The sequence below is a fragment of the Acinetobacter sp. YH12023 genome (genome assembly GCF_013420135.1).
Classification (GTDB): domain Bacteria; phylum Pseudomonadota; class Gammaproteobacteria; order Pseudomonadales; family Moraxellaceae; genus Acinetobacter; species Acinetobacter amyesii.
On the sequence record NZ_VOYU01000006.1, the window covers coordinates 161,938 to 178,415 of the forward strand.

The window sequence follows — 16,478 nt, forward strand, 5'->3', positions numbered from 1 at the left end:
CATCATGTTGCCTTTCTTTTACACGCTCATCCGACTATTAAAACTTGAAGGTTTTAAATATCGATCTCTCACGGCAGGTGAAATATCCATGTGTCGGAGTGTATTTGGCGATTTGATTCAATATGAGCAAGTGAAAGTGATGAATCACCCTTTCTTGCCTTGGCAATCGGCGCATGTGGTCATGGCGCCTCAGGGGTATATTCATGCACGAAATTTACTGTTTAAAGCGGACTATGCCAAAGCGTCTTTAGGATATCGCGCCCTGTTTATTCATGAGATGGCCCATGTTTATCAATACCAGCAGCAGATCAATGTTTTGGGTCGGGGTGCTGTTTTACAGATGGCGTATTTCTTTAGTTTTAAAAAATATAATCCCTACCGCTATACCCTCAAAGCACACAAAGCATTTTTTGACTACAACATTGAGCAACAAGGCGACATTGCTCGTGACATCTATTTAAAGCGAATTAAAAATATTATTTTATATCCAGAACTTGTTCATCAAATTGAACTGTAAAGCGTCCATACACTTAGTCGAATATTTTTAGATAAAATTGAATATCGCCTGATCATTCTATTTCACACTATTGCTCGACCATTGACGCTATTTTAAGTACAAAAAAACAGCATTAATATTTACTTTATGGCACATAAGCTTAGCTAGGCTTTTAAAAGCTATGAATACCTCTAGTATCTCGCTTAAATTCAGATAAAATAGGCTCACCTTATTTTTTTGCTTTGCATCAAAACAAGTGAATTATCATACGATGATGGTGTTTTGTTTTCGCCTTTCGGCAGTATTTTTCGTATCTAAATACACTCGCTGAATAATCACAATAATACAAATCAGTGTGTTAAGTGTATTCACCTATAGGAATAGGATTTAGTTGGAATGAATAGTTTTAAAATTGCACTTGCTCAGTTCTCTCCGCATATTGGTAACCTAGAATCAAACGCAGCAAAAATGCTTCAACAAGCCAATGCTGCAAAAGAACAGAATGCAGATATTATTGTTTTTCCGGAACTTTCTACAGTTGGTTATCCTGCTGAAGATTTATTATTACGTCCAAGTTTAAATAAACGTACACAACAAGCTTTTGAACAATTAGCGAGCATTAAGGACATCGTTTTAGTCTTTGGTTTTGTAAATCAAACTGAAGATGGTCAGCGCTATAACTCTGCTGCTGTCATGAAAAATGGTCAAGTTCTCGGGATTTACAATAAACAAAATCTTCCAAACTATAGCGTTTTTGATGAAAAACGTTATTTCAGTGAAGGTCATCAACACCTTGTCTTTGAATATTTAGGTCATAAGTTTGGTGTGTTGATTTGCGAAGATGTTTGGGCATTACCAACTGTTCAACAACTTGCTCAGTTAAATGTTGAAACCGCTTTGGTGTTGAATGCTTCACCTTATGAAGTTGGTAAACCACAGCATCGCATTGAAACCATGGCTGCATTGACCAAACAATTGAACATCAATTTGGTTTACTGTAACCAAGTCGGCGGTCAAGATGACCTTGTCTTTGATGGCACAAGCTTTGTGATGAACAATTCAGGTGAAGTTGCATTGCAAGCACCGAGTTTTGTTGAAAATCTATATATCGCAGAATACGATGCTGAACAAAAAGCCTTTAAAACAGGTGCAATCACGCCTGTATTAAATACCATGGCTGAAATCTACCAAAGCCTTGTGATCGCAACACGTGACTACGTACAACGTTCAGGCTTCCCAGGTGTGATTTTAGGCCTTTCAGGAGGTATTGACTCAGCATTAACTTTAGCGATTGCTGCCGACGCGATTGGCGCCGATAAAGTTCAAGCAGTCATGATGCCATATACCTATACCGCACAAATCAGTGTTGAAGATGCTGCTGAACAAGCCAAAAATATGGGTGTGACTTTTGGAATTGCCGAAATCAATCCAATTGTGAATGGTTTTATGCAAACCTTGTTCCCATTCTTTGGCGATGCACCGACAGATGCAACTGAAGAAAACCTACAAGCGCGTTCTCGCGGTACATTGTTAATGGCCTTATCGAATAAGTTCGGTAATCTTGTACTTTCTACAGGGAACAAGTCTGAATTGTCTGTTGGTTACTGCACATTGTACGGTGACATGGTCGGTGGCTTTGCGGTTCTTAAAGACGTTTATAAAACGATTGTATTTGAACTAGCAAAATACCGTAACAGCATTTCAGAAACACCAGTGATCCCTGAACGTGTAATTACTCGTCCACCTTCTGCGGAACTTCGTCCAGATCAGAAAGACCAAGACTCATTACCTGAATACGAAGTATTAGATGCCATCTTGTATGCGTATATCGAAGAAGACATGAGCCAAGATGACATCATTGCTAAAGGTTTTGATGCTGAAATTGTGAAAAAAGTCATCCGTTTGGTTGATCTAAACGAATACAAACGTCGCCAAGGCGCGATCGGTCCACGTATCAGCTCACGTGCATTTAGCCGTGAACGTCGCTACCCGATCGTGAATGGTTGGAAACCGGGTATCTAATTACTCGATTCAAATCAAAAAAGCCCAGTTTTAAAACAGGGCTTTTTTATAGGCGCAAAAAACACAGCAGTAAATATAAAAAGTAATTGAGATGTGTATTTCAAAAGTTAGGTCATCAAATAATGCAGTTAAAGATTTAAGTTCTCTTTTTTCTACATAAACACCGTTAACAGATCATTTTATTAGTGCAGTAATTATTTCAATCTATTTGACTTTTTCTAGGCACAAAAAAAGAGACCAAGCTGAGAGCTTGGTCTATAAAAATGGTGGCTATGACGAGACTTGAACTTGTGACCCCCGCATTATGAGTGCGGTGCTCTAACCAACTGAGCTACATAGCCGTAAACTGTGGTGGCATTATCTAGATTTCACACATTATCGTCAAGCATTTTTGTATGCAATTGTTCAGAGTTTAAACAAGCAAAGTTCAAGATGTTACTATTTAAGCAAATCATGCTATTTTTAGCCCTAATTACTATATTTTTTGATTAAAAATTAGAGTTTTATCATGCAATTCAATTCGATAAAAAAAGCCTGTCTGACCCTCAGCCTAGCCGTCATGACATTAACGGGCTGCCAAATCGTTTCGCCTATTTTTGTTGACTACTATGGTGTGCGACGTGATGTGGCGACTTGGATTAATAAACAGCCCTTATTGAGCATGCAACAAAAGCGCAGTATGGCTCAACTTAGCCGAGCACAACAACCAATCATTCGACTCGACTTCAATGATCAGGAGAAATTAGTCAGTGTTGCTCGCGCCAATGAAGCTGCGATGTATTGTGCCAATCAGCATTTATCAGCACGACAGATTCAACGCCTGCAAAAACAGATCTTTCCTGAAGATGCGTTGCATAAATTAAGCTTGCTTGAGCGACAAGCGTTGCATATTACCCTGACAGAGCAAGAAAAACAGTGTGATTAAACCCTGTCCACTGATGGATGAATTCATCTAGGCTCAATTTTTTCAGCACCAAATTGTCTTACAATCTAGACATAGCTGCTTACATTATTGAGCATTTTTGCTATCGCTAAGCATGGTGAAAACAAGTCCATATTTTTGCAATATTTTTATTGCTAATTTCGCAATATCCTTATGAATTTACTTGGTTTTATTCCCAAATAAAAAAGCGTATGATGAAACTATGATCAATGTAAGTAGCGCTTTTTTTCAGGTTTTTCCATCCAAATTCAATTGATCAGATAAGGAGAAATAAGATGGCTTTAAATAATATTTTAGTTCCAGTGGACGGTTCAGAAACTTCTTATGCTGCGGTGGCTAAAGCTGTCGAGTTTGCAAAAACTTTTGGCAGTAAAATTACTGTGGTTCAAGTACTGACGCTCGATCCATATATTGCTGCAGAGTATATTTCAGCAGCACAAACCAATGATTTAATTGAACGTGCTCGTGCATCGATTTTAAATACACTTGAAGAAGCAAAAGCGAAATTTTCAACTGAAGGTGTCACTGTTGAAACTCGCTTACTTGAAGGTCAAGTGGTGCATACAGAACTGGTTAAAGCTGCAGAAGAAACACATGCGGACTTGATTATTATTGGTTCACATGGCCGTACAGGGATTAAAAAATTCTTCTTGGGCAGCGTAGCTCAAAGCGTACTAGGTGCTTCAGACATTCCTGTTTTGGTTGTACGCAAATAAGCCATTAGATTTATAGCTTAAAAAAGCCTTCTAATCCTAGAGGGCTTTTTATTGACTACTTCATCAATTATAAAATTAAAATTCTATGTTTAAGGCAAGGATTTTTTAAGGTATCCATTGATATTGTTTCAATGAGATGCATCCATTCACTACAAAGACATTTTCGGCTTCCAGCTTCAACTGCTGGATATTTTCACCTTTTTCATTGCAACGCTGCGTGCTGATTTTTCCTTGCGCATTGACCACCCGATGCCATGGGATCGTTGATGTTGCATCTAGATGCTTAAGTACATAGCCAACCAGTCGTGCATGCTTCGGTAAACCCGCTAATTTGGCAATTTGTCCGTAAGTGGAAATTTTTCCTTTAGGTATTAAAGCAATTGTTGATAAGATCATTTGATGTAATTCAGCCGACATCCTGTATTTACCATCATTAATTATAATGAAATTTTTAAAAACGTATCTAATTCTAAATCATATAAAATAGTAGTTTCCCTAATAGTCAACTTTAAACAATCAAACACAATACGGTTTTGGTCTAATTTGCTTAGCGAATCTATATCATGCGCAGGCAGCCGAGACAAATTGTTTAAAAAGTGAAGTAGTAAATTAAGCTTACCCCAATCCTTTACCCTTACAACCTTAGAACCATCAACATAGCTTATTGCTTTGATCTCTTCGGGAACTCCTATCTTAACTTTATCTTTCTGTGTCAAATAAGCTAAGCGGTACCATATTGCATTATAGGGAACATTGAATATATTTTCCTCTAAGCTTACTTTATCCTGAGGCAATGGTATTGCATACTTAGGATTACTTTCATCAAAACGAAGTAACCTCTCTGCCCAATTAGCAGTACTTTCTAAATACCAACTTACTCTTAAGTCACTCAGAATGAATTGATAAAGATGAAATACTTCATGTGCAACTACTGTCCAATAATTTCCAGGAAAGTCGTGAAGCTTATTATTTATTTTAATAATAAAAAAAGCCAGATCATTCTTGATTTCAGCCTTTGGAAAATAAATAGGCTTTTGCAATGCCAACCCATTTCCATTAAAAGCACTAACATGCACATCGATCTTCTGACCGATGTTTTTAAGGCCTTGCCATGGTGGTGCAAAGCCTAAAGTTTTCATGATTTCGACAAAACAATCTAATTGAATGGCAATATTCTGAATATAATCTGGTATGCCAAATTCACGACTATCAAGCAGAGGAATGCAATCAACTTCATGCGGTTCATCACAAAAAAAAATTCGTCCATATCGACTTTCATAACATTGATTTAATGTAGAAAGTGGATTAAATGAACGAATTGTTTTCATATATATTACTCTAACTTATGAGGCCTTTCGATCTCGAAGATGAATAGGTAAAAAGTAATTATTAAAAGGTGGCTTTGCCGCATCTTTCAACCATTCATAATATTCAACTTGTGCTTTTGCTACAGGATAAGCCATAAATCCAATACCTGGACCAGCATTCACTTCAAATATTCCAATATTCCCTTCTTGATCAATACCTAAATCTAAACCTAATGCATCCAAGCGCCACGCATATAGTTTTTGAAAAGCCGTAGGAAAAATTTTAAAAAGCTCTCTTATACTTTGTTGTATATCATTGTGACAAGTTGGATAATTTTGTTCTAAAAAAAGCTTTTCACGCGTTGTAATTAAGGCCCCTTGCATACCATTGGTAATGTCAACATTCGGATTAATATTGACGTAAGGGAAAAATTTAATCATTTGCCAGCGGCCACCCGCACCTCGAGTGAGGTGCATACGAAATACCGTAGTTTGCTTATTTACAGCTTCACTACGGAAAAATGGACTGATTGAATAATTTCTATTTTTAATATGTTCATTAAAAAATTCTTTTAATTGTTGTTGATCTATATTTTGTTCTTCATCAAATTTTTTCAGAATATATTTACCACTATTCTGTTCTATACTATAAATACCTTTACCTTGATTACTCGCTAACGGTTTTAAAATAATTTTAGGGTATTTATCCAAATATTTTTCAATAGTTTCTAAATCTTTGCAATCTTCAACTTCAATGAGGAATTTTTCTAATTCAGGAACACGTTTTAATCTTTGCTCAACCTGTTTTTTTGTACCTACACGATTTGTAGAAAATGGTATCATTTCAGCCAACTTAATATAAGTTTCCTTATCTTCCGCTTTCACTGCCAATCTATTTTGTACTACATCCGGAAAATCAAATTCTTTTTCGACTATGCGTCCATTTTCAATTGTTCTGCCAAATATTTTTCTGCGTTCGAAATCAACATTTTTGGCGACAAAAACATAGGCTTCATGCCCTCTATTTTGTGCAACAGTAATAAAAATTTCTTCGACATCAGTCATAACTAAGTTTGGTTTTAAAACGGCAAATATACTCATCGTTCTGTCCTATAGTAATTTTATGATTTGTTGAATATCTTGTGTACGGGTTAAAGTACTTTTCGAATAACCAAGACAAGCGATTAAAAAAATGTTTTGAATAGGTAAAATAAGAACTGTATTAAATACATTCGGAAAGAGTGAACCTGTTTTCAAAAAATATGAATTTTCATTCGAATGCTGGTATATCGTAATTTTTTTTTCATTACGCAATATTTTTACCTTACATTTCTGTGAGTATTCCTGCAGAAATTTTAATAATTTTCTATTTTTTAAAACCCATTTTGTGATTTGCAAAAACTCATAAACAGTTGTAGCTTGTTCTTTATTAAATAAACCATGCTCATTTCGTACTTGTGTATGTTGTAAAGATAAATTTTCAAATCGCTCTGCATAAAAATCAAAATAACTTTTATTTAAATGATCTTCAATTTGTTTACGTATTACCACTGCACTTGAATTACTTGAACTAAAAAACATATTCTTTGCAAGTTGTTTAATACTAATTACATCACCTACTTGTAAATTATTACCACTCCCTTTTGTCACATCTTCTTGTTGGATCACAATTTTATGTTTAAGGTTCACACCTGACTCAAATAACAAATACAAAGTGATTAACTTATAAATTGAACCCGGCATAATTAATTTATTTGGATTTTTCTGATGCACATTTTCACTTTGATCAGCGTTCAAATCATAAATTTCAACACAATAAGTCTGTGCAGTAATCTGAAGCAATGCCTTTTCAATATCAGAAAAATCCTTTAAGGACTGTAGTTTTTGAAGTACATCCATCATGTATGCCTAATGAATTAAAAATATACGCTACACTTGTTTCTCAAAATAGTTTAAATAAGCAACAAAACCTGATAAATTGTGCTCTTGATCATCTATACGAGTCCTAAAACGGTCATGGCGCACATAAAAAGCATTTAAAATCTGACTTGGTTTTGCGGTATACATGGCAACTTCTGGATAAAAAAAGCCCGTACTGCGTTGGAACTCAACACGATGTTCAATCAAATGACTTAATTCTTCTAGTTGTGCCTGCTCATATAACTCAGTTAGGTTTAATTCCTTTATACGTTGAATCATTTTATATGCAGACATCATCATTTCTAAAAAGGTTGCATAGGCCGTTTTACGATTCAAAATAAACTTCATATGTTTTAAATAATTGCTTAAACCAAATTTAAAGTATTTTTCTTCCGGGCAAATTTTAGTCAACTCATTCGTACAATAACTTAACCAATGATCGTGATATTTTTCATAGCCTTTTAGAATGAAATGCTCAAACATTAACTTGACCAATTCTAATAAAGTTTCGTCACCATTTAGTTGGTATAGACGTAATAAACCTAATGCAGCCTCACCATCGTAGTAAACGATCCTAAATTTTTCTTTTTCCTCCAAACTTGGGAAATGAAGCACATGAGTCGTTTCCCCATCACTATTCACCATATGCCGTATACCTTTTGCCAGATTTTCTGCATATGGTTGATATTGATCATCTTTGGTAATTTCTTGATATTTTGCAAACATAAATATAGCTGCTGCATTTGAACCTAATTTGACTTCAAAATTAGGTTCAACGCCATCAATCATAAATGCTAGGTCATTAACTTCCCTATAAAATGTATCGATTGCGTATTGTATAGCTTTCTTAATTTTAGGTAGATAATTTTGATTATACTCAACTTCTAATGTTTCTAATAAAGCATATACCGCCGTACAGTGACGTACTGTGTTGTACCCTCTAAGTTCACGATTATATGCTGGGAAATAACCATAGACAAAACAACCACTGTCTAAAATTTCTCGATGTAAAAAGTCAGCATTTTTTAATATTAAATCTTTGATTTCTGCTTTTTTGTTGTCCTGTATAAAACGCACACCATTTTCAGGCCCAGTCGACTGCAATGCTAAAAACTCACCATTTTCGTAGAATACTGCAGTAGTATCAAAGACCCAAACTTTATTCAATTCCGTAAGCTTTATTGTTTTTTTGAGAATTGGATATTTGGCTTTAATTGCATTGTTAATATTAATTTCATCAAAGAAATTCGGCTTATTGTAGACAAGCCCTTTAATTAGCGCCTTCCCATAAATTTCTTGTTCTAAAAATGCGACATTAAAATTCTCATCAAAACTAATCCCTTTTCGATAGTGATTGTTGTGTTTTTGATTATTTACTTCCGCATCAACATCTTGCCAACTTTTTTCCTCAGTATGTGAAACCACATCGAATTTCATCAAAGCAGGTAGTTGGCGATTTTTTTCATAATACTGGTCTAAAAATTTAATGGCACGTTTTATCACTATAAAATGATCAACATCTGTACTATGCCAAACCTTACACCGTTCGTCTAAACTACCATAAGAAATAAATATTGTAGACACTGGCTGATCATTTTTCAGTAATTGTGCTTTTAGCCAATATGTGAGTTGTTCTTTAAAATTTTCTACATCTTTGAAAGTTGATAATTGCATCGTTTTCGTCACGTGTTTTTAAGTTTTTTCTAAAACTGAATATAGCATAAAACATTTTTTTCGCTATTACTTTGGCCTAAATTTTCACTTTTATAAAATAAAAAAGAGAGCCTGAAGGCTCTCTTTTTTTCTATCTTAGATTATTAGTACAATAAGTGATTATTATCTAGAAGATCCTGTAAAGTCACATCTGTATTTTTTAAAGTAATTAAATCTACTTTAGAACTATACGCTGCACCCTTACCATCACGATCAATGCTAATCACGACATCCGATCCTTTTTGAGTCACTGACACATAATCCGCAATATTTGCTTCAGTTACAGTTTGTCCCTCTAATAATTTCGAGATATCAACACTATCTTTTTCAGCTTTATTGAAATCTGTCCAAGTATCTTGACCATTTCCACCAAGTGCATCGTTTGCAAGGACATTAAAGATCACCTTATCTGCAGCTGTACCCAATGCGAATTGATCATTAGAGCCTGTAGAAACAAATGCTTGGCCAAAATCAATGGTTAATTTCGCTGTTTCTTCCACACCATTTGCAGCAACAAGCTTATAGTCAAACGTTACACTACCACTTCCTGATGTTGCATTTGGAGTGAATTCATACTCACCGCTTTGTTGTAACACCAACTTACCAGCAGAAACTGTGATGACATCACCTTTAGCAATTTCATATGCACCTGTCGTAGGGTTTTTAATCCACAACTTCGCATTTTCATTCGCCAAGTGATCTACACCAAAACCTGTATCATCAGTAATAATGTTACCTATAGCTTTCGTTACGCCACCTGTAGCACTAACATTCAAGTTTGTTACGGTTGCTTGCACAGATGTATTTACATTTGTGCTAGTTGTACCAAACCACGGTGTTGAAGCAGACTCTGTACTTGTAAACTGAACTCTCCACTCCGTGCTTACAGATGATTGCGCTGTATAAGACGTATTAATCAATGTTGCACCTGAGCTTTGATAACTCGTAGGCCCAGTTACCGTACCTGAAGCGTTGCTACCTGTTGCATTTACCCAATTACCTGAAGCATCTTTATACTGTACTTGATACTTAAACGTATCATTAGCAGTATCTGTACCAGATGAAGGTAATGTCACTTTGATTGCTAACTTCGCTACAGTATCTGCAGCTAATTTAGTAACAGCTAAAGTACTTGTTCCTCCGATGCGCGTACCATTTGTAGTCACGCTTGATGTCATTGCTCCTGTTACGGCAGTTTGAGTTGTTGAAGCTTGTTGAACATTGATTTGAGCTGTATTTACATCATCATTCGCTACCAAATTGGTTGTTGCATTTTGATATGGATCTGCTGCATTCCAACTCAAATCTAGACCAGACTTAGTTCCAATTTGGATAATTAAATCTGCTGTATCAGTTTTACCTGTTACTGGGTCCACAACTGTGTACGTGAACACTTCTGTTTTACCAATTACGGATAGAACTTTATTCGGTGTATAGGTATATGAACCGTCCGCCTTGATGACCAATGAACCATAATCACCAGTAATAGTTGTTGAACCACTTACAGTGACACCATCAACTGATTTCACCACCGCGCCTGCAACAATATTATCTTTACCGTATGTTGTATCAGTATCAGTTAATACATTACCTGTTGCAGGACTAAGCGTTGTTGCCACTGGTTGTGTCGATGGATCATATTCTTTGATCACGATATCGGTTTCTACAAATCCTGGTAAAGCAACCGCGTTCCAACTCACCATATCAACTTTGTATTGACCAGGTTGTAAATCTTTGACCTGTACCTTAGCCACTTCACCGAAGATACCAATAAAATCAAGGAAACCAGTAGAGCTATTGTTTGCAATCACGTCCCATTGTTTGGTCACATCATTATATTTCGATAATGTGATCCCCACTTGATCTAGGAATGCCCCCCAAGATCCAGATTTAATTTGTAGCTCAATATCTGCTGTTTTGCCATTTGCAATGGCAAATTGAGTCGAACCACTATCCTGACCAATAACAACACCAAAGGCACCAAGTAACCAACTATAGCTAATTGCATTATCAAGGACTTTCGTCGTCACTGGATATTCAAACTCTACTTCAGCTTGATCAACATTATTTTCTGCAAATACTGGAATATTTGGTGCTGTCAGATCTTTTGCTGCTGATTCACCACCCGCATCACTTGCAGTCACTTGTACATTTTGCCCATCATTTAAAGCTGGGTTCAATGTAACTTTATAGTTACCTGAAGCATCCGCAACAGCTGTACCAATTTCATTACCACTACTGTCTTTGACTTTAACAGTTGAACCTGGTTGAGCAGTACCCGACACTTCTGAACCAGTTGCGTTAAATGCCGCAGTTGGTGCATCTGGTGGCGTAATATCAGGTGCATTGGCCTTAGTCGCTAGTGATTCACCACCAGGATCTTTAGCCGTTACTTTAACTTCTTCACCGTTTACTAAAGCCGGATTAAGACTAACAACATAGTTACCATTTGAATCAGCGACAGCTGAACCTAATGGTGTAGTACCTTGGCTTCCACCATAAACAGTCACAATTGCATTCGGTTCAGTTTGACCTGTAACTTCAGCACCTGTTGTTTGATTTACAACTGCTGTTGGTTCTGCTGGTGCATATAAATCAGGAGCTTGAGCTGTAATAGCTGCCGACTCACCACCTGCATCTTTCGCAGTAACTTTTACAGTTTCACCATCTACCAATGGCTCAGTAAGGTTCACTGTATAGTCACCATTAGCATCCGCTTTAGCACTACCTAGTACAGACAGACCATCAGCTGCATATACCGTTACATCAGAATCAGGTTGTGCCTTACCTGTAACAATTGCTCCAGTTGTTTGATCAACTTCAGCAGTTGGTGCATCTGGTGGTGTTGTATCTGAATCCGCATCTGCATCAGCATCAGCATCCGCGTCGGCATCGGCATCTGCATCGGCATCCGCATCGGCATCAGCATCAGCATCAGCATCAGCATCAGCATCAGCATCAGCATCCGCATCCGCATCGGCATCAGCATCGGCATCTGCATCGGCATCTGCATCGGCATCCGCGTCGGCATCCGCGTCGGCATCGGCATCTGCATCCGCATCCGCGTCGGCATCCGCGTCGGCATCCGCGTCAGCATCGGCATCGGCATCGGCATCGGCATCAGCATCAGCATCCGCATCCGCATCTGCGTCGGCATCGGCATCTGCATCCGCGTCAGCATCAGCATCAGCATCAGCATCCGCATCCGCATCGGCATCTGCATCGGCATCCGCATCCGCATCAGCATCCGCGTCGGCATCCGCGTCGGCATCGGCATCTGCATCGGCATCGGCATCGGCATCGGCGTCAGCATCGGCATCCGCATCCGCATCTGCATCGGCATCCGCATCGGCATCCGCATCGGCATCCGCGTCGGCATCCGCGTCGGCATCCGCGTCGGCATCGGCATCCGCATCGGCATCCGCATCCGCATCAGCATCCGCGTCGGCATCCGCATCCGCGTCGGCATCTGCATCGGCATCTGCATCGGCATCCGCGTCGGCATCCGCGTCGGCATCGGCATCTGCATCCGCATCCGCGTCGGCATCAGCGTCGGCATCCGCGTCAGCATCGGCATCGGCATCGGCATCGGCATCAGCATCAGCATCCGCATCCGCATCTGCGTCGGCATCGGCATCTGCATCCGCGTCAGCATCAGCATCAGCATCCGCATCCGCATCGGCATCTGCATCGGCATCCGCATCCGCATCGGCATCCGCATCAGCATCCGCGTCGGCATCCGCGTCGGCATCGGCATCTGCATCGGCATCGGCATCGGCATCGGCATCGGCGTCAGCATCGGCATCCGCATCCGCATCCGCATCTGCATCGGCATCCGCATCGGCATCCGCATCGGCATCCGCGTCGGCATCCGCGTCGGCATCCGCGTCGGCATCGGCATCCGCATCGGCATCCGCATCCGCATCCGCGTCAGCGTCGGCATCCGCGTCGGCATCCGCATCCGCGTCGGCATCAGCGTCGGCATCCGCGTCAGCATCGGCATCGGCATCAGCATCAGCATCGGCATCTGCATCCGCGTCGGCATCCGCATCGGCATCCGCGTCGGCATCCGCGTCGGCATCAGCATCGGCATCCGCATCGGCATCCGCATCCGCATCCGCATCAGCATCAGCATCTGCGTCGGCATCCGCATCCGCGTCGGCATCCGCGTCGGCATCAGCATCGGCATCCGCATCGGCATCCGCATCCGCATCCGCATCAGCATCAGCATCTGCGTCGGCATCCGCATCTGCGTCGGCATCCGCATCTGCGTCGGCATCCGCATCGGCATCGGCATCTGCATCGGCATCGGCATCGGCATCAGCATCAGCATCAGCATCAGCATCAGCATCGGCATCTGCATCTGCATCGGCATCCGCATCCGCATCGGCATCCGCATCAGCATCCGCATCGGCATCCGCGTCGGCATCCGCGTCGGCATCGGCATCTGCATCGGCATCGGCATCGGCATCTGCATCGGCATCGGCATCGGCATCGGCATCGGCGTCAGCATCGGCATCCGCATCCGCATCTGCATCGGCATCCGCGTCGGCATCCGCATCGGCATCGGCATCCGCGTCGGCATCCGCATCCGCGTCGGCATCAGCATCGGCATCAGCGTCGGCATCCGCATCAGCATCCGCGTCGGCATCCGCATCAGCATCCGCGTCGGCATCAGCATCTGCGTCGGCATCAGCATCTGCGTCGGCATCAGCATCCGCGTCAGCGTCGGCATCCGCGTCGGCATCTGCATCCGCATCGGCATCTGCATCCGCATCCGCATCTGCGTCGGCATCGGCATCTGCATCCGCGTCAGCATCGGCATCCGCATCCGCATCCGCATCCGCATCAGCATCCGCATCCGCATCCGCATCCGCATCAGCATCGGCATCTGCATCTGCATCTGCATCTGCATCCGCATCCGCATCGGCATCTGCATCTGCATCTGCATCTGCATCGGCATCCGCATCTGCATCGGCATCGGCGTCAGCATCCGCATCGGCATCGGCATCCGCATCGGCATCTGCATCTGCATCGGCATCCGCATCGGCATCCGCGTCGGCATCTGCATCGGCATCCGCATCGGCATCTGCATCCGCATCCGCATCTGCATCCGCATCTGCATCCGCATCGGCATCGCATCGGCATCCGCATCCGCATCGGCATCGGCATCCGCATCTGCATCGGCATCTGCATCGGCATCTGCATCCGCGTCAGCGTCAGCATCGGCATCAGCATCCGCATCAGCGTCAGCATCTGCATCTGCATCCGCATCAGCATCAGCATCAGCATCAGCATCAGCATCAGCATCAGCATCGGCATCTGCATCGGCATCAGCATCTGCATCCGCGTCGGCATCTGCGTCGGCATCAGCATCAGCATCCGCATCGGCATCCGCATCAGCATCTGCGTCGGCTTCTATTAAATCTGGAGCAACAACATTACTTGATGGCGATGTGTTATTTGAACTATCTGTCAGTGTTACAGAAACTGTTTCTCCATCAACCAATGGCTCTTCAAGTTCAACAACAAAATGACCCGTAGAATCTACAGTACCAGTACCAATCACATTACCATCTGCATCTTTTACTTCTACAATTGTTCCAGCTTCACCTTTACCCTTAATTTGACTACCTGTATCGTTGAATGCTAGATCGGTTGGTGCTTCTGGTGCTGTTGTATCTGGCGCAGTTGCTTCTGTTGGTTCAGATTCGTTGCCAGCTGGATCCGTTACTGTCGCTTCAATCGTTTCACCATTGGTTAATGGTTCTTCAAATTCAACACTAAAATCACCATTGCTATCCACAGTTCCTGTACCAATCACATTGCCGTCTTGGTCTTTGATTTCTACCGTGGAGCCAGGCTCACCTTTACCTGTAACTGTTGTACCATCTTCTGATACCGCTACATCTGTTGGTGCTGCTGGCGCTGTTGTATCTGGCGCAGTTGCTTCTGTTGGTTCAGATTCGTTGCCAGCTGGATCCGTTACTGTCGCTTCAATGGTTTCACCATTGGTTAACGGTTCTTCAAGTTCAACACTAAAATCACCATTGCTATCCACTGGGCCTGTACCAATCACGTTGCCGTCTTGGTCTTTGATTTCTACCGTGGAGCCAGGCTCACCTTTACCTGTAACTGTTGTACCGTCTTCTGATACTGCCACATCTGTTGGTGCTTCTGGTGCTGTTGTATCTGGCGCAGTTGCTTCTGTTGGTTCAGATTCATTACCAGCTGGATCCGTTACTGTCGCTTCAATGGTTTCACCATTGGTTAACGGTTCTTCAAGTTCAACACTAAAATCACCATTGCTATCCACAGTTCCTGTACCAATCACGTTACCGCCTTGGTCTTTGATTTCTACCGTGGAGCCGGGCTCACCTTTACCTGTAACTGTTGTACCGTCTTCTGATACCGCCACATCGGTTGGTGCTTCTGGTGCTGTTGTATCTGGCGCAGTTGCTTCTGTTGGTTCAGATTCATTGCCAGCTTTATCTGTTAGTGTAACATCTACTTTTTCACCATTAGTTAATGGATCTTTCAATTCAACTTCAAAATTTCCTGCAGAATCAACAGTACCAGTACCAATCACGGTGCCATCTTTATCTTTTATTTTAACTGTGGATCCAGGTTCACCCTTACCTGTAACCGTTGTACCGTCTTCCGATATCACTACATCGGTTGGTGCTGATGGTGCAGTCGTATCTTTATTATTAGAATTTGAATCATTATTATCTACTACAGCACCAATTACTCCAGCCCCACCGGCTGCAGCAATCCAAGGTAAAATGACTCCAGTAATAGAATCATTATACAATAGCGGTTCGATCTGTTCTAATGGTTGATATTGAATTACATCAGCAATTGCACCATTTGCATCCGTAAATTTTGCCCAAAATAAAGTACCATCGTCATCTTCAAACACTAGACTACTATCTGAATTTGAATCGCTAAAATAGTTTTGAACTGTAATTACTTCCCCATTTTTTAAAGTAATAATCGCATCATTACCATTTTTAGTAATTGACGCAACATCCTCTTTAGGGACTTTTATTACCACTACGGAATTTTCCGTCAAGCCTACAGTATTAGCATCAACCTGATCTAATACTTTATGACTTTCCTTTGAAATAACTGAAATTTGCGGCATTTTGAGAACCTCTTTATTTATATTACGGCCGTAATAAACCTATTAGCTTCATAACAAATTGTTTTTTATAATATTTTATTAAAACTCAACATATTAAACACTAATAAATATTTTTGTGATTTATATCACACTTTATTTCTATTTTGTATTATCATTTGAATAATTAAGTAATTTATTGATGATATGCTTATAATTTTTTATAAATACACCATAA

The 16,478-nt window shown here is 40.9% G+C and carries 11 protein-coding genes and 1 tRNA gene; 4 read left to right on the forward strand and 8 right to left on the reverse strand.

All coding sequences use genetic code 11. From position 1 onward, the window contains the following. Window positions 1-4: 4 nt before the first annotated feature. Both FTT92_RS08670 and FTT92_RS08675 read left to right on the forward strand, forming a co-directional pair. Complete coding sequence (locus FTT92_RS08670) at window positions 5-517, forward strand: hypothetical protein (RefSeq protein ID WP_180024108.1); 513 nt, start codon at window positions 5-7, stop codon at window positions 515-517. A 375-nt stretch (window positions 518-892) separates the two neighbouring features. Then, a complete protein-coding gene (locus tag FTT92_RS08675; RefSeq protein WP_180171879.1) occupies window positions 893-2,518 on the forward strand; it encodes an NAD+ synthase in 1,626 nt (541 codons plus the stop codon). Window positions 2,519-2,782: 264 nt separating this feature from the next. Here the strand turns inward: FTT92_RS08675 and FTT92_RS08680 are convergent. Then, window positions 2,783-2,859 (reverse strand) — tRNA-Met (locus FTT92_RS08680). 167 nt (window positions 2,860-3,026) lie between these two features. Between FTT92_RS08680 and FTT92_RS08685 the strand changes: the two genes are divergently transcribed. Together FTT92_RS08685 and FTT92_RS08690 are read left to right on the forward strand one after the other, a co-directional pair. After that, entirely contained in the window at window positions 3,027-3,443 is a 417-nt protein-coding gene (locus FTT92_RS08685) for a hypothetical protein (protein ID WP_180171880.1), read from the forward strand. A 293-nt stretch (window positions 3,444-3,736) separates the two neighbouring features. Then, entirely contained in the window at window positions 3,737-4,177 is a 441-nt protein-coding gene (locus FTT92_RS08690; RefSeq protein WP_078189919.1) for a universal stress protein, read from the forward strand. A 105-nt stretch (window positions 4,178-4,282) separates the two neighbouring features. On the opposite strand, the gene FTT92_RS08695 is transcribed toward FTT92_RS08690, so the two are convergent. The 7 genes from FTT92_RS08695 to FTT92_RS08730 form a co-directional block, all read right to left on the reverse strand. Further along, window positions 4,283-4,594, reverse strand: coding sequence for an MGMT family protein (locus FTT92_RS08695; RefSeq protein WP_180171881.1), 312 nt, complete (start codon window positions 4,592-4,594; stop codon window positions 4,283-4,285). Window positions 4,595-4,614: 20 nt separating this feature from the next. Next, a complete protein-coding gene (locus FTT92_RS08700; protein ID WP_180171882.1) occupies window positions 4,615-5,505 on the reverse strand; it encodes a hypothetical protein in 891 nt (296 codons plus the stop codon). A gap of 15 nt (window positions 5,506-5,520) precedes the next feature. Continuing rightward, window positions 5,521-6,585 carry a YheC/YheD family protein gene (locus FTT92_RS08705; protein ID WP_180171883.1) on the reverse strand — a complete coding sequence of 355 codons (1,065 nt, stop codon included), beginning with the start codon at window positions 6,583-6,585 and terminating at the stop codon, window positions 5,521-5,523. A 9-nt stretch (window positions 6,586-6,594) separates the two neighbouring features. Beyond that, entirely contained in the window at window positions 6,595-7,383 is a 789-nt protein-coding gene (locus FTT92_RS08710) for a serine hydrolase (RefSeq protein WP_180171884.1), read from the reverse strand. Window positions 7,384-7,413: 30 nt separating this feature from the next. After that, the gene (locus tag FTT92_RS08715) at window positions 7,414-9,078 is read right to left on the reverse strand and encodes a poly alpha-glucosyltransferase (protein ID WP_180171885.1); all 1,665 of its coding nucleotides are present in this window, start codon (window positions 9,076-9,078) and stop codon (window positions 7,414-7,416) included. 143 nt (window positions 9,079-9,221) lie between these two features. After that, the gene (locus FTT92_RS08720) at window positions 9,222-11,915 is read right to left on the reverse strand and encodes a BapA/Bap/LapF family large adhesin (protein ID WP_373684110.1); all 2,694 of its coding nucleotides are present in this window, start codon (window positions 11,913-11,915) and stop codon (window positions 9,222-9,224) included. Beyond that, window positions 11,879-16,264 carry an Ig-like domain-containing protein gene (locus tag FTT92_RS08730; protein WP_180171887.1) on the reverse strand — a complete coding sequence of 1,462 codons (4,386 nt, stop codon included), beginning with the start codon at window positions 16,262-16,264 and terminating at the stop codon, window positions 11,879-11,881. The genes FTT92_RS08720 and FTT92_RS08730 overlap by 37 nt, the downstream gene beginning before the upstream one ends. Window positions 16,265-16,478 lie beyond the last annotated feature (214 nt).

Coding starts and splice junctions, on each gene's coding strand:
- FTT92_RS08685 (WP_180171880.1), top strand. CDS start 3,027: ATGCAATTCAATTCGATAAAAAAAGCCTGTCTGACCCTCAGCCTAGCC.
- FTT92_RS08705 (WP_180171883.1), bottom strand. CDS start 6,585: ATGAGTATATTTGCCGTTTTAAAACCAAACTTAGTTATGACTGATGTC.
- FTT92_RS08710 (WP_180171884.1), bottom strand. CDS start 7,383: ATGGATGTACTTCAAAAACTACAGTCCTTAAAGGATTTTTCTGATATT.
- FTT92_RS08690 (WP_078189919.1), top strand. CDS start 3,737: ATGGCTTTAAATAATATTTTAGTTCCAGTGGACGGTTCAGAAACTTCT.
- FTT92_RS08670 (WP_180024108.1), top strand. CDS start 5: ATGTTGCCTTTCTTTTACACGCTCATCCGACTATTAAAACTTGAAGGT.
- FTT92_RS08730 (WP_180171887.1), bottom strand. CDS start 16,264: ATGCCGCAAATTTCAGTTATTTCAAAGGAAAGTCATAAAGTATTAGAT.
- FTT92_RS08700 (WP_180171882.1), bottom strand. CDS start 5,505: ATGAAAACAATTCGTTCATTTAATCCACTTTCTACATTAAATCAATGT.
- FTT92_RS08695 (WP_180171881.1), bottom strand. CDS start 4,594: ATGTCGGCTGAATTACATCAAATGATCTTATCAACAATTGCTTTAATA.
- FTT92_RS08715 (WP_180171885.1), bottom strand. CDS start 9,078: ATGCAATTATCAACTTTCAAAGATGTAGAAAATTTTAAAGAACAACTC.
- FTT92_RS08675 (WP_180171879.1), top strand. CDS start 893: ATGAATAGTTTTAAAATTGCACTTGCTCAGTTCTCTCCGCATATTGGT.